Origin of the sequence: Muricauda brasiliensis, from assembly GCF_003057865.1 — a bacterium.
Classification (GTDB): Bacteria; Bacteroidota; Bacteroidia; order Flavobacteriales; family Flavobacteriaceae; genus Flagellimonas; species Flagellimonas chongwuensis.
Window position 1 is genome coordinate 313702 of sequence record NZ_QBTW01000011.1, and the last position, 12691, is coordinate 326392.

Consider the following 12691-nt stretch of genomic DNA (forward strand, 5'->3'; position numbering starts at 1 on the left):
TAAGCTCCGATATAAAGATGAAACAATTATTATACGTTCTCTTGGCATTGATGTCCATTTCAATGGCCGCCCAAGAACAAAGCGCTACCATTAAAGTATTGGCCAGGGCCATCCACACAGATTCTTCTCCCACCTATAAAGCCACGGTTTCAATAAGTCCTGCATACTCTAGCTATGCTTCGGACGGCATGGATTTCGAGGAACTGAGGTCTCTCTACCAAAAAGCCCTTGAACTGAACGGTATTGCTTGGGAAGAGCTCAAGAAAAATCCACACGAGTTTGGCTTTGAAACCATGGGATACGACAAGGAAGGTGTTATTTATGAGTTTTCAACTCCCTCCATCGAAAAAATGAAAATTTTTTTGAGCATAAAATCTTTGGGGCTTCAGCGTTTAAACAGTGTGGCAGTTTTAAAAATTGATGAGAACGGAGCAAAATTGCTCTATGGTAAAGCAATGGAAGATGCTAAACTAAAAGCGTCCTTGATCGCCTTGGCCCTTGGCAAGGAACTCGGTGATGTAGTTACTGTGGAAGACAATCAACATCTGAACGAGCAGGTGGAAACGGCCATATATTATGATCGCCCGGTCAATGAATACATCTATTCCCTTCAAGTGGTGTTCAAAACAAAATAAACTCCAATCCAGATATTCTTAAATACCTAATAGCTGCCTTTGCTACCATTTTCCGCCAGCTCTATCTTTTTCAACGCAATAAAATTTTTAGCCCAAGTCCCTTTTAGCAGTTTTAATATATCATTTTCAAAGCTTTGCCCCTTCCCTATAATGTTTCTAAATAAGGGGGGTCTACTTGTTTATTACTTGTTAAAAACTCATTCGTGCCGTAAATTTGTGTAAAAACTAACTTCTAATGAGTTTGATAAAATCTTCGTTGGCCCGAAAATATGTTATGGCCCTATCGGGTCTTTTTTTGGTCACATTTTTGATTCTTCACGTGACCATTAATTTGGCCTCGGTATTTTCCCCTGATTTTTTTAATGAAGCATCCCACTTTATGGGCTACAACCCCATAGTTCAGTTCTTGATGCAACCAATTCTAATTGCAGGTGTCATCGTACACTTTGTGATGGGCTTTGTTTTGGAGATTCAGAACAAAAAGGCCAGGAATGTAGGCTATATTAAGTACAAAGGTAGTGCAAATGCGCCCTGGGTTTCTCGAAACATGATTTATTCAGGTCTGGTCATCCTTGCTTTCTTGGCGTTGCACTTCTATGATTTTTGGGTACACGAAATGGTCTACAAATATGTGGAGGCCAATCCTGAGGACCCAACACGTTACTATCATGAAACGGTGGAGAAATTTGCTCCTTTCTGGAGAACCATTCTTTACGTGGTTTCCTTTGTGTTGCTTAGCTTGCACTTGTGGCATGGTTTCGCTTCCTCTTTCCAATCCATGGGTGCCAATAACAAGTACACCGTTGGATTCACAAAATTTGCTAAAATATTTGCGGTCGTGGTACCCTTGGCATTCGCTTTTATCGCCTTGTACCACCACCTTAACCCAATAACACATTAAGTATGGGCATATTGGATTCTAAAATTCCATCTGGGCCGTTGGCCGACAAATGGACCAAGCATAAAAATGACATCAATCTAGTTAACCCAGCCAACAAAAGGAATATTGACATCATTGTTGTAGGTACAGGACTTGCAGGTGGTGCCGCTGCAGCTACTTTGGCCGAGTTGGGTTACAATGTAAAAACCTTCTGCTATCAAGATTCTCCACGTAGGGCACACTCCATTGCTGCCCAAGGGGGAATCAATGCAGCTAAGAACTATCAAGGGGACGGGGATAGCAACTACCGTCTTTTCTACGATACCATAAAAGGGGGGGATTACCGTTCACGCGAAGCCAACGTTTATCGTTTGGCCGAGGTTTCCGGAAACATCATCGACCAATGTGTGGCACAAGGGGTACCCTTTGCCCGCGAGTATGGTGGTATGTTGGACAACCGTTCGTTTGGTGGGGTACTTGTATCAAGGACCTTTTATGCCAAAGGACAGACCGGTCAGCAATTATTGTTGGGTGCTTATTCCGCAATGAACCGTCAAATAAACCGTGGTAAGATTCAAGCTTTTAACCGTCATGAAATGATGGATTTGGTCTTGGTCGATGGAAAAGCAAGAGGTATCATCGCTAGGGATTTGGTAAGTGGCGAAATTGAAAGGCATAGTGCCCACGCCGTTGTTCTGGCAACAGGAGGGTACGGAAACGTATTCTTCCTTTCCACCAACGCCATGGGGAGTAATGTTATGGCCGCATGGAGAGCGCACCGAAAAGGAGCTTTCTTTGCCAACCCATGTTTCACTCAAATTCACCCAACTTGTATTCCTGTTTCGGGTGACCATCAATCCAAATTGACGTTGATGTCGGAATCCCTTAGAAACGATGGACGAATCTGGGTCCCCAAGAAAATGGAGGATGCCATTGCCATACGGGAAGGCAAAAAGAAACCGACAGAACTGGCCGAAGAAGACAGGGATTATTATTTGGAGAGAAGGTATCCTGCCTTTGGTAACCTTGTTCCCCGTGATGTGGCATCAAGAGCTGCCAAGGAACGATGCGATGCCGGCTTTGGCGTAAACAAAACCGGAGAAGCGGTATTCTTGGATTTCGCGTCCGCTATAGAGCGTTACGGAAAAGAAAAGGCCTTGACCTCTGGTCTTAAAGACCCAGACAAGGCGACCATCACCAAATTGGGAGAGGAAGTTGTTGAGGCCAAATATGGCAACCTGTTCCAGATGTACGAAAAAATTGTGGACCAAAATCCATATAAGACCCCAATGATGATTTATCCCGCTGTACACTATACCATGGGAGGTCTTTGGGTGGATTATAATCTACAGACCACAATTCCTGGTTGTTACTCTGCCGGTGAGGCCAACTTTAGCGACCACGGCGCCAACCGCTTGGGTGCTTCTGCCCTTATGCAAGGATTGGCAGACGGTTATTTTGTACTGCCTTATACCATTGGGGATTATCTGTCAAAAGATATCAGAACCGGAAAAATACCAACCGATTCTCCAGAGTTTGACGAAGCTGAAAAACAGGTTCGCGACAGAATGGAAAAGTTGATGAGCGGTTCAGGAATCCATTCCGTGGATTATTATCACAAGAAACTGGGCAAGATCATGTGGAACAAATGTGGTATGGCTCGTAACGAAAAGGAATTGAAAGAAGCCATCAAGGAGATTTCCGACCTTAGAAAAGATTTCTGGGAGAACGTGAAAATTCCGGGAAGTATCGAATCTAAAAACCAAGAGCTGGAAAAAGCTGGACGCGTTGCCGATTTCTTGGAGTTGGGCGAACTTTTCGCAAAAGATGCCCTACACAGAAACGAATCTTGTGGAGGCCACTTCCGTGAAGAATACCAGACCGAGGAGGGAGAAGCGCTTCGAGATGACGAAAACTTTAAATATGTGGCCGCTTGGGAATATAAGGGCGAGCCCAAGGATGCCGAATTGCACAAAGAGGATTTGGTATACGAAAACATTGAACTGAAGACAAGATCCTACAAATAAGAAGCTATGAAATTATATCTAAAAATATGGCGTCAAAAGGACGCATCCACACCAGGAAAAATAGTTGATTATACACTTGACGGTGTAGAAGGAGATATGTCTTTCTTGGAAATGTTGGATATCCTAAACGAAGAATTGGTCTCCAAAGGAGAGGAACCCGTAGAATTTGACCACGATTGCAGGGAAGGTATCTGTGGAACATGTTCGCTTCAAATAAATGGAGAGCCCCATGGACCGGACAGATTGGTAACCACTTGTCAGCTGCACATGAGAAAGTTCAACGATGGGGATACCATTGTTATCGAACCGTTCCGAGCCACTGCATTCCCCGTTATCAAGGATTTGATCGTGGACCGTAGCGCTTTTGACCGTATACAGCAAGCTGGCGGGTATATTTCCGTGAACACCTCCGGAAATACCATCGATGCGAATTCCATTCCAATCAATAAGCATGCTGCGGACGAAGCCATGGACGCTGCTACCTGTATTGGCTGTGGAGCTTGTGTGGCCGCTTGTAAAAATGCAAGTGCCATGTTGTTCACATCTGCTAAAGTATCGCAATTTGCCCTGTTGCCTCAAGGTCAGGTTGAAGCTACCGAGCGCGTTCAGAACATGGTCCGCCAAATGGATTTGGAAGGTTTTGGTAACTGTACCAATACCGGAGCTTGTGAAGTGGAATGCCCAAAGGGTATCTCATTGACCAACATTGCTAGAATGAACCGTGAATATTTATCCGCTACGCTAAAAGGATAAGCAAATCATATTTCTATATACAAAACCCAAATTCCAATAGGAGTTTGGGTTTTTTGTTATCTTACGGTATGCCCAAAGAATACCCAAAAGAACGCATCAAAGTCCCTCGGTTCAATGAGGAATCAGGTTTCTATACGACACCGGAGCGTTCCAAGATCATGGGAAAAATCCGTGGTAAAAACACCAAGCCAGAATTAGTCTTTAGAAAGGCGTTATGGCAATCGGGCTATAGATATCGCATCGATTACAAAAAACTCATTGGAAAGCCGGATATCGCCCTTAAAAAGTATAAGACCGTCATATTTATTGATGGGGAATATTGGCATGGCCATAATTGGGAAGAACGAAAAGAAAAAATCAAGACCAACCGTGAATTCTGGATTCCAAAGATTGAACGTAACATGCAACGTGATGAAGAGGTGAATCAAGCCCTAAAGGATAAAGGGTACACCGTATTCCGATTCTGGGAAACCGAGGTAAAAAAGAATCTGGATGGATGTTTGGAACAGGTACTCACCCATCTAAACGAGGTCAAAACTGCTTTTTCTCAATCTTAAATACCTGTAGTACCTCTTCTAACAATAGCTCAAAATCCTGAAACTCCGGTGAAGTATTCAGGTTGTGACATTGTAAGGTCTTTTTTTCCTTGTTATACCCTGTAAGCTGCTTACAGATAATCCTATCCGCACAAACCAATATATAGGACTGGTGCCATAAGGTTTCGTTTCGGGTCAACAATTCTTTTTTGATTTCGAGTCCAAGAACATATGCTTTGTTCGGAATGGATTCAGCACTGGAATCGTTCATGGAATCACCGGATACTTCGAATATACGGTGGGGTTCTTCCGTTAAAAAATCAATGATAAAACCACCCTGAAATGGATTGCTGAAGTTGTCCTTCCGTAAATTCTCAATATATTTTTTTTGCCATTCTACCAATATCAAAGGAGCCATCACCAAATATTTACCATGCTCCAATGGGTAAAAAACACTTCCATGCTTGGTAAATGGTTGACGTTTGGTATAAGCCTCGCCCATATCGTTCACCTCGTGCATGTACAGCTCGGCAATGGTAAGGCCAAAATATTCGGCTATCTTGGTTAGATTCTTAATCGGGATGTTTGCATCCTTGCGTTCGTAGAGCTGTATGGTACGAAGACTCACGCCGATTTCCTTGCCCAATTGCGATTGACTTATATTATTTTTTCTTCGTAACTGCTTAATTATATACATTTATTTCTATATTGTGTAATATTGTTACGCAATATGCACTCGACGCAGCAATTTATCTAGTTTTCTGTAATTGGGTTACAAGCCAAATATAGAAAATAGGATCTGACCCCGACATATAATTATTTAAACTTGAATTATATATGGGTTCTATAAAAGGCCTTGGGCCACTCCTTAAAACCGAACTGATCTTTAAAGATGAAGATTACGGCAAGCCGATTAGTGAAAAACTGTCTGAGACTTTACGTAGAAACACTTCTAAAAACGATTTGGCCAATATTGCCATACAGAGCAACGTAAGCTTTTCCACCATTCGTGATGTAGTATACAGAACAAATAGTCTAACAAAATTAAACGCAAAGGCAATCTCTCTGTTGATGCATGCCGCTTTTGAAAATTCCGTGGCGTATAAACTACAGGCCGAGGGGGATAATGTTTATCTGGGTGGACTACTAAATATTTAGCCGGAGCAACCAGTCGGTCTGCCTATCTGAGCCAATGAAATAAGGGTGTTCCCCAAACTTGGCAAAGCCATGCCTTTGGTAAAATTGAATGGCTTTTGGATTGTGTTCCCAAACTCCTAGCCAAATGTAGTTCTTCTTTAATGATTCTGCTTGGGTCACTATTTTCTTAAGCATCCACGAGCCGATTTTTTTACCTTGATGTTCTTTCAGCACATAAATACGTTCAATCTCCACAGAATCAGGGTCTTTTATATCAGTTTGGGCGGTTTCAATATTAAGTTTGAAATAACCCACCAGAGTCTCATCATCATAAACAAAATGAAAAAGACTATCCTTATTTGCGAGTTCGGCGGCTAGCTTTTTATAATGGAAAGCCTCATTGATATAGGTCTGGAAATCTTCAGGGTCATTGTCCTTTTCAAAGGCATCGGAAAAGGTGCTTTTTGATATATTTACCAAAGTATCCAAATCGGCACCCTCGCATTCCCGAAAGTGAAGCGGCATATGTGAATGGTTTGCCTTAAAATTATAGCAAAAAAAAGAGCCGAACAAGGTGTTGGCTCCAAATTTTTCAGGGGGATGTAACTGATTTAAAGCATAAAAAGCTTTTTAATCAAAAGCATAAATCCTGTGAAAAAATCGTTTCGGTAAACTTGGACGTTCTCGTCCATTGTAGTCTGTGTTTTTAGGGCCATGGTCAAATCGGTTTTGGTGGTGTTAATTTGGGTAAAAATTTCGATATAACCAAATATATAATCGATGAATGGTATTCTAAAACTATTGTTGTGTAATAGCTATAAAATGTTGTAAAAATGCGGTGCATATTTATTAAATCCTCATTTCCGGAACGTCTCCATCCACAACCAGCCTACCTTCGGTTGCTTTCTTGATTTCCTCCACGGAAACGCCTGGTGCCCTTTCCAAAAGTTTAAATCCTTGGTCCGTTACTTCCAACACGGCAAGATTCGTCACTATTTTGGTTACACATCCTACACCAGTCAAGGGCAACATACATCTTTTTAAAAGTTTTGAATCGCCATCGCGGTTCGTGTGCATCATTGCTACTATGATGTTTTCCGCAGATGCTACCAAATCCATAGCGCCTCCCATGCCCTTAACCATTTTTCCGGGAATCTTCCAATTGGCAATATCACCGTTCTCGGCCACTTCCATGGCACCTAAAATGGTTAAGTGAACATGTTGTCCACGTATCATGCCAAAACTGGTTGCAGAATCAAAGAACGAAGCGCCGGGCAATGTGGTAATGGTCTGTTTTCCTGCATTAATGATATCCGCATCCTCCTCTCCTTCAAACGGGAAAGGGCCCATGCCCAAAACGCCATTCTCACTTTGAAATTCTACACTGATATCGTCCCGCACGAAATTGGCCACTAAAGTCGGTATTCCTATACCAAGGTTCACGTAGTATCCGTCCTTAACTTCTTTTGCTATACGCTTTGCTATTCCGTTTTTATCCAACATATAAATAATGTTCTAATTCTATTAATGGAGCAATGAATCAATTGTGCTTCTTAAGATTCCTCTTGCTCGTACTTATAATTTTATACATAATCAATCCCAACTCGTTGACATTTTCCTTTAAACTGGTTTCAAAAGGATAACTTTCCGCTCTTTCACAAAGGGTCAACCAATATTTTACTTCTTCCAATTCTTTCAGGGCTATTTTCACCTTATGGATAAAGTCCGCTCTACTTTCTGCATTCTGCGCCTCATGGATATTTGCTCCAATACTGGTGCCAGCTTTTAATAACTGATTGGCAACAACGTAATTTTTTTCTATTTTCCAGAACTTCACAAAAATCAATTATCATCAAGGCAAAATCAACGGATTTGGTAACGATGATATTTTCCCTTTTAACCATTAGTTCATTTATTACATTGATTCCATTTTTCGCACTGTTCGTTGCTCAATTCTCTTCTCATATTTCCTGCCTTGGAAAATACGCTGTACAAATATTCCGGGAATGTGAATCTGGTTAGGGTCCAGACTTCCTGCCGGAAGTAGTTCTTCTACCTCGGCCACGGTAATTGTAGCCGCACCACACATGCAAGGATTAAAATTACGCGCTGTCCCTTTAAAGATGAGATTGCCTGCCTCATCTCCTTTCCAAGCTTTGACAAAAGCGAAATCTGCTTTAAATGCGGGCTCCAAAACATACATTTTACCATCGAACTCCCTAGTTTCTTTGCCTTCGGCCACTTCAGTTCCGTAACCGGCTGGGGTGTAAAATGCAGGGAAACCCGCTTGGGCTGCCCTACACTTCTCTGCAAGCGTTCCTTGAGGTGTGAGTTCCACTTCTAGTTCCCCACTGAGCATTTGACGTTCAAACTCGTCATTTTCGCCCACATAGGAGGATATCATTTTTTTGATTTGATGTTTTTGTAACAGCAGTCCAAGTCCAAAATCGTCCACTCCGGCATTGTTGGATATGCAAGTGATGTCTTTAATGCCCAATCGCACGAGTTCGTCTATGGCGTTCTCTGGTATTCCACATAGGCCAAACCCACCCAACATGAACGTCATTCCGTCTTCTACTCCCTTCAAGGCATCGGATACATTGGCAACTTTTTTATTGATCATAGCATTCGTATTAATATTCCCTGAAATTACGATTTAAATAAAAAAGCCCCAAGCAAATTAAGATATGCTTGGAGCTTTATTTTATCAAAACGGATTGGACGGACTAGAAGTCTAGGTCATCCAAATCATCATCTGTATCGACATTTTCATCTTTTTGCAGTTGTGAACAATCCAAATTAATGGACATCTCCTCAGGCGCCTCAAAAGCATCTTTTGAGACCCCAATTTCTTCGTTGGCATAGTTCTTCTTCATGTAAAGTCCCCAAATAGGCAGAGCCATGGCTGCACCTTGTCCGTATAACAAACGGTTAAAGTGGATGGACCTATCTTCTCCACCTACCCACACACCGGTCACTAAATTTGGTACCATTCCCATAAACCAACCATCACTCTGATTCTGTGTGGTTCCTGTTTTACCTGCTATCGGGTTTGTCAATTCGTATGGGTAGCCAGTTATAATTTCCTTATATACGGTGTTGTTCTTTCCGTAAGTATGCCTTAGACGTCCCCCAGAACCGTATTGTGTAACACCCTCCAAAAGGTTGATCATCGCATAGGCAACATCCTTGCTCAGCACATCCTTGGTTTCGGGTTTGTATTCAAACAGCACAGTACCATTTTTGTCCTCGATACGGGTAACCATTACTGGTTTCACATACACTCCTTGGTTCGCATAGGTTCCGAAAGCCCCCACCATTTCATAAACGCTCACATCTGGAGTACCGAGTGCAATGGATGGCACTGCAGGGATTTCCTTAGTGATTCCCATATTTTTTGCCATGGAAACTACCGCTCCTGGCCCCACCCTGTCAATAAGTTGAGCTGTGATGGTGTTTACCGAATTGGCCAATGCGTTCTTTAAGGTCATATCTTCACCTGAGTATTTTCCATCAGAATTCTTTGGAGTCCAAGCCAACATGTTCCCATGCTTTCCTGGCTCTATACTGTATTGGTTATCAGGAAGGGTATAACAGGGAGAATATCGTAATTGGTCAATGGCAGCGGCATATACAAAAGGCTTAAATAAAGAACCTGCCTGTCTTGAACCTTGAATTACATTATCATACTGAAAATGTTTATAATCGATTCCACCTACCCAAGCTTTCACATGCCCTGTTTGTGGTTCCATGGACATCATGGCGGTACGTAAGAAAGTTTTATAATATCTGATGGAATCCATCGGGGTCATGATGGTATCTTTTTCGTAGGAATCGCTGTTCCAATCAAAAACGGTCATTTCCGTTTGTTTATGGAAAGTGGCTTCGATATCCTTCTCGGACAATCCCTCTCGCTTCAAATGGCGCCATCTTGCAGAACGCTTCATGGCATTTCGCAATATAGTATCTATTTCTCCTTTTCGTAAATCTAAAAAAGGAGCGGTAGGGTTGCGATCTGGTGTATTTTGATGGAAGAATTCCGCCTGCAGATTACTCATGTGTTCCTGTACGGCTTCTTCCGCATTACGCTGCATCCTGGAGTCGATGGTCGTATACACCTTTAGTCCATCCAAATAAATATTGTAGGTTTCGCCATCTGGTTTTGGGTTTTCACGAACCCATTGGTTCAAATAGCGTTGCATGTACATTCTAAAATAGGTGGCCAATCCTTCTCGGTGTGATTCAGGGTTAAAATTGATTTTCATCTCCCTGCTCTGCAATGAGTCCTTCTCTTTTTCGCTGATGTATCCATACTTTGCCATTTGACCAAGCACGGTATTTCTACGGTTAAATACCAATTCTTCCCGCCGCATTGGATTGTACAGCGAAGAGTTCTTGAGCATGCCCACTAAAACAGCAGATTCTTCGGTTTTGAGATCGGCAGGTTCTTTTCCAAAATAAATTCTGGAAGCAGAACGAATACCGTCCGCATTGTACCCAAAATCATATATGTTAAGGTACATGGCGATAATCTCTTGCTTGGTATAGTTCCGTTCCAAACGGGTAGCTATTACCCATTCTTTAATTTTTTGGGTAACTGCCTCAAATAGGTTTCTGGATCTAACCCCTACAAAAAGCTGTCGCGCCAATTGCTGCGAAATGGTACTTGCGCCACCCTTTGTGCCCAAAAAGGCCAATGCCCTTGCGAAACCACGCGCATCAATACCGGAATGGTCGTAATATCTGGCATCCTCGGTAGCTACCAAGGCATCTACAATGTTTTGAGGAAGGGTTTCGTAATCTACCCAAGTTCTGTTGTCGTCCAAGTATAGTTTCCCCAAGGTTTCGCCATCAGAGGAGATAAACTCGGTGGCCAAGTTGGTCTCGGGGTTTTCCAAACGCTCAAAGGTTGGCATTTCCCCAAACACTCCCCAAGAGGCCAATAGAAAAATAAGTACTACGGATAGGACGCCTGCTCCGAATATAATCCAAAACCACTTGATAAAAGGGAAAAAATTCTGCTGCTTTTTTTGTTGACGTTTCTTTGCCATTATAATTTTGGTGCTTTTTCTATTTCCAAACCAACATCCGTTATTCCCTCCAAAACATGGAGGCCCTCCACATCGCCATTTTTTCGCATGGCGTGGGAAATATTCACCTTATATACGCCGGAATCGGGAAAATCGATGTTTTCCTTGAACCAAAGTTTATTTTCTTTAATACTGCCCATTCCTTTACCAAGCCATTCACCATTGGGCTCCGCCATTCTATATTCCAACGTGTCTTTAACGGTATTTCCGCTCGGATATTCTAACTCGGTTATCAAAAATAGATTGCTGAAAGCAAAATTATCATCGTTTCTAATGTTGATGAACATGTTGTAGGTTTGGGTAGAATCCAGTTCAGAAAATTGAAAGTCAACATTCTGACCCATCTCCCATTTTGCTTCCTTAACCGGTTTATAATCTGAATAAACCAACAATTCGTTGCAAGACGACAGGGTAAGAATCACAACCAAGAGAAACAAAAATTTATTTTGCATTGTGGGGTGCTTTAGATTTTGGTTTTCTACGCTTCTTCTTTCTTCTCTTCTTACTCTTGGGTTTATCGAAACGGGTAAGACTGTCTTGGCCTACGACATTTTCGAAAGTAGTTTTTTCTTCCGCTATATTATCTGCGGCGTACTCCTCAAGACTGGCAACCTTATCGCCTTTCTTGTTAAGTTCCAGAATTTCCAAAACTTGGTCTTTGGAAAGTGTGTGCCAAGTTGCTGGTTCATCTTTATACGAAAACCATAGTGTTTCTTTAAAGATATCTGCCTTTTGGCAAAAGGCCAATCCTTTTTGGGTCTTGAGCTTACTGTCAGAAGGTGGGAAATCCTTCAATGCTTCCAGATACATGTCCAACTCATAGTTGAGGCAACATTTAAGCTTTCCACATTGCCCAGCCAGCTTTTGAGGGTTCAAGGCCAATTGCTGATAACGTGCCGATGCCGTGCTCACGGACCTGAAATCCGTTAACCAAGTAGAACAGCAAAGCTCACGACCACACGATCCAATACCACCCAATCGCTGGGCTTCTTGTCGGTAACCGATTTGACGCATCTCAATACGGATTCCAAAGGCCTTGGCCATATCCTTGATCAATTGTCTAAAATCAACCCTATCCTCAGCAGTATAGTAGAATGTTGCTTTGGAACCGTCTCCCTGAAATTCCACATCGCTGAGCTTCATTTCGAGCTTTAACGAAATGGCTATTTCCCTAGAACGTTTTTTTATTTCTTCTTCCCTATCCCGGCATTTTTGCCAGATGTCAATATCCCGTTGTGTTGCCTTTCTGTAAATTTTAGGGATAGTCTTGTCGTCGATGGATACTTTTTTGCGTTTCATTTGAATACGTACCAATTCGCCGGTAAGGGTAACCACGCCAACATCGTGTCCAGATTTGGATTGTGTGGCCACTACATCCCCAATGGACAGAGTGAGATTCTCCGTGTTCCTATAAAATTCTTTTCTACTATTCTTGAAACGTACCTCAACGCAATCAAAAGGTTTTTGACCGTTGGGCAACGACATATTGGAAAGCCAGTCAAAGACTGTCAGCTTGTTACAACCATCAGTGCCGCAAGTACCATTGTTCTTGCAACCACGCGGTTGTCCATCCTTGCCGGTTGAACAACTGCTACACGCCATATATAATATCTTGATTTAAGGAAACTTAATG

General features: G+C 42.3%; 14 protein-coding genes. 6 read left to right on the forward strand and 8 right to left on the reverse strand.

Going from position 1 to position 12691, the window contains the following annotated elements:
- Positions 1 to 17 precede the first annotated feature (17 nt).
- From DCK90_RS07380 to DCK90_RS07400, 5 genes are all read left to right on the forward strand, one after another.
- On the forward strand, positions 18 to 635 hold the full coding sequence (locus DCK90_RS07380) for an SIMPL domain-containing protein (RefSeq protein ID WP_159075788.1): 618 nt from the start codon (positions 18 to 20) through the stop codon (positions 633 to 635).
- Between the two features lie 235 nt (positions 636 to 870).
- Entirely contained in the window at positions 871 to 1536 is a 666-nt protein-coding gene (locus tag DCK90_RS07385) for a succinate dehydrogenase cytochrome b subunit (protein ID WP_108245541.1), read from the forward strand.
- A gap of 2 nt (positions 1537 to 1538) precedes the next feature.
- Positions 1539 to 3542 carry a fumarate reductase/succinate dehydrogenase flavoprotein subunit gene (locus tag DCK90_RS07390; protein ID WP_108245542.1) on the forward strand — a complete coding sequence of 668 codons (2004 nt, stop codon included), beginning with the start codon at positions 1539 to 1541 and terminating at the stop codon, positions 3540 to 3542.
- A 6-nt stretch (positions 3543 to 3548) separates the two neighbouring features.
- Complete coding sequence (locus DCK90_RS07395) at positions 3549 to 4295, forward strand: succinate dehydrogenase/fumarate reductase iron-sulfur subunit (RefSeq protein WP_108245543.1); 747 nt, start codon at positions 3549 to 3551, stop codon at positions 4293 to 4295.
- 68 nt (positions 4296 to 4363) lie between these two features.
- Positions 4364 to 4852: a very short patch repair endonuclease gene (locus tag DCK90_RS07400; protein WP_108245544.1), complete on the forward strand. Its 489-nt coding sequence runs from the start codon at positions 4364 to 4366 to the stop codon at positions 4850 to 4852.
- Here the strand turns inward: DCK90_RS07400 and DCK90_RS07405 are convergent.
- Complete coding sequence (locus tag DCK90_RS07405; RefSeq protein WP_108245545.1) at positions 4827 to 5528, reverse strand: helix-turn-helix domain-containing protein; 702 nt, start codon at positions 5526 to 5528, stop codon at positions 4827 to 4829. The genes DCK90_RS07400 and DCK90_RS07405 overlap by 26 nt on opposite strands.
- A gap of 140 nt (positions 5529 to 5668) precedes the next feature.
- Between DCK90_RS07405 and DCK90_RS07410 the strand changes: the two genes are divergently transcribed.
- Positions 5669 to 5989 (forward strand): hypothetical protein, encoded by a 321-nt coding sequence (locus DCK90_RS07410; protein ID WP_108245546.1) that lies wholly within the window; start codon positions 5669 to 5671, stop codon positions 5987 to 5989.
- On the opposite strand, the gene DCK90_RS07415 is transcribed toward DCK90_RS07410, so the two are convergent.
- The 7 genes from DCK90_RS07415 to DCK90_RS07445 form a co-directional block, all read right to left on the reverse strand.
- Complete coding sequence (locus tag DCK90_RS07415) at positions 5978 to 6493, reverse strand: GNAT family N-acetyltransferase (RefSeq protein ID WP_108245547.1); 516 nt, start codon at positions 6491 to 6493, stop codon at positions 5978 to 5980. The two genes, DCK90_RS07410 and DCK90_RS07415, sit on opposite strands and share 12 nt — an antisense overlap.
- 324 nt (positions 6494 to 6817) lie before the next feature.
- Entirely contained in the window at positions 6818 to 7471 is a 654-nt protein-coding gene (locus DCK90_RS07420) for a 3-oxoacid CoA-transferase subunit B (RefSeq protein WP_108245548.1), read from the reverse strand.
- A 37-nt stretch (positions 7472 to 7508) separates the two neighbouring features.
- On the reverse strand, positions 7509 to 7805 hold the full coding sequence (locus tag DCK90_RS07425) for a four helix bundle protein (RefSeq protein ID WP_317046406.1): 297 nt from the start codon (positions 7803 to 7805) through the stop codon (positions 7509 to 7511).
- 78 nt (positions 7806 to 7883) lie between these two features.
- Positions 7884 to 8591 (reverse strand): CoA transferase subunit A, encoded by a 708-nt coding sequence (locus DCK90_RS07430; protein WP_108245549.1) that lies wholly within the window; start codon positions 8589 to 8591, stop codon positions 7884 to 7886.
- A gap of 103 nt (positions 8592 to 8694) precedes the next feature.
- On the reverse strand, positions 8695 to 11019 hold the full coding sequence (locus DCK90_RS07435; RefSeq protein ID WP_108245550.1) for a penicillin-binding protein 1A: 2325 nt from the start codon (positions 11017 to 11019) through the stop codon (positions 8695 to 8697).
- Positions 11019 to 11510 carry a gliding motility lipoprotein GldH gene (locus DCK90_RS07440; protein ID WP_108245551.1) on the reverse strand — a complete coding sequence of 164 codons (492 nt, stop codon included), beginning with the start codon at positions 11508 to 11510 and terminating at the stop codon, positions 11019 to 11021. The genes DCK90_RS07435 and DCK90_RS07440 overlap by 1 nt, the downstream gene beginning before the upstream one ends.
- Positions 11500 to 12660: a PSP1 domain-containing protein gene (locus DCK90_RS07445; protein WP_108245552.1), complete on the reverse strand. Its 1161-nt coding sequence runs from the start codon at positions 12658 to 12660 to the stop codon at positions 11500 to 11502. The genes DCK90_RS07440 and DCK90_RS07445 overlap by 11 nt, the downstream gene beginning before the upstream one ends.
- Positions 12661 to 12691 lie beyond the last annotated feature (31 nt).

What these genes read in the sequence shown, in the direction of transcription:
- DCK90_RS07385 (WP_108245541.1), top strand. Translation starts at nt 871, where the DNA reads ATGAGTTTGATAAAATCTTCGTTGGCCCGAAAATATGTTATGGCCCTA.
- DCK90_RS07390 (WP_108245542.1), top strand. Translation starts at nt 1,539, where the DNA reads ATGGGCATATTGGATTCTAAAATTCCATCTGGGCCGTTGGCCGACAAA.
- DCK90_RS07400 (WP_108245544.1), top strand. Translation starts at nt 4,364, where the DNA reads ATGCCCAAAGAATACCCAAAAGAACGCATCAAAGTCCCTCGGTTCAAT.
- DCK90_RS07420 (WP_108245548.1), bottom strand. Translation starts at nt 7,471, where the DNA reads ATGTTGGATAAAAACGGAATAGCAAAGCGTATAGCAAAAGAAGTTAAG.
- DCK90_RS07440 (WP_108245551.1), bottom strand. Translation starts at nt 11,510, where the DNA reads ATGCAAAATAAATTTTTGTTTCTCTTGGTTGTGATTCTTACCCTGTCG.
- DCK90_RS07435 (WP_108245550.1), bottom strand. Translation starts at nt 11,019, where the DNA reads ATGGCAAAGAAACGTCAACAAAAAAAGCAGCAGAATTTTTTCCCTTTT.
- DCK90_RS07415 (WP_108245547.1), bottom strand. Translation starts at nt 6,493, where the DNA reads ATGCCGCTTCACTTTCGGGAATGCGAGGGTGCCGATTTGGATACTTTG.
- DCK90_RS07430 (WP_108245549.1), bottom strand. Translation starts at nt 8,591, where the DNA reads ATGATCAATAAAAAAGTTGCCAATGTATCCGATGCCTTGAAGGGAGTA.
- DCK90_RS07395 (WP_108245543.1), top strand. Translation starts at nt 3,549, where the DNA reads ATGAAATTATATCTAAAAATATGGCGTCAAAAGGACGCATCCACACCA.
- DCK90_RS07445 (WP_108245552.1), bottom strand. Translation starts at nt 12,660, where the DNA reads ATGGCGTGTAGCAGTTGTTCAACCGGCAAGGATGGACAACCGCGTGGT.
- DCK90_RS07405 (WP_108245545.1), bottom strand. Translation starts at nt 5,528, where the DNA reads ATGTATATAATTAAGCAGTTACGAAGAAAAAATAATATAAGTCAATCG.
- DCK90_RS07410 (WP_108245546.1), top strand. Translation starts at nt 5,669, where the DNA reads ATGGGTTCTATAAAAGGCCTTGGGCCACTCCTTAAAACCGAACTGATC.
- DCK90_RS07380 (WP_159075788.1), top strand. Translation starts at nt 18, where the DNA reads ATGAAACAATTATTATACGTTCTCTTGGCATTGATGTCCATTTCAATG.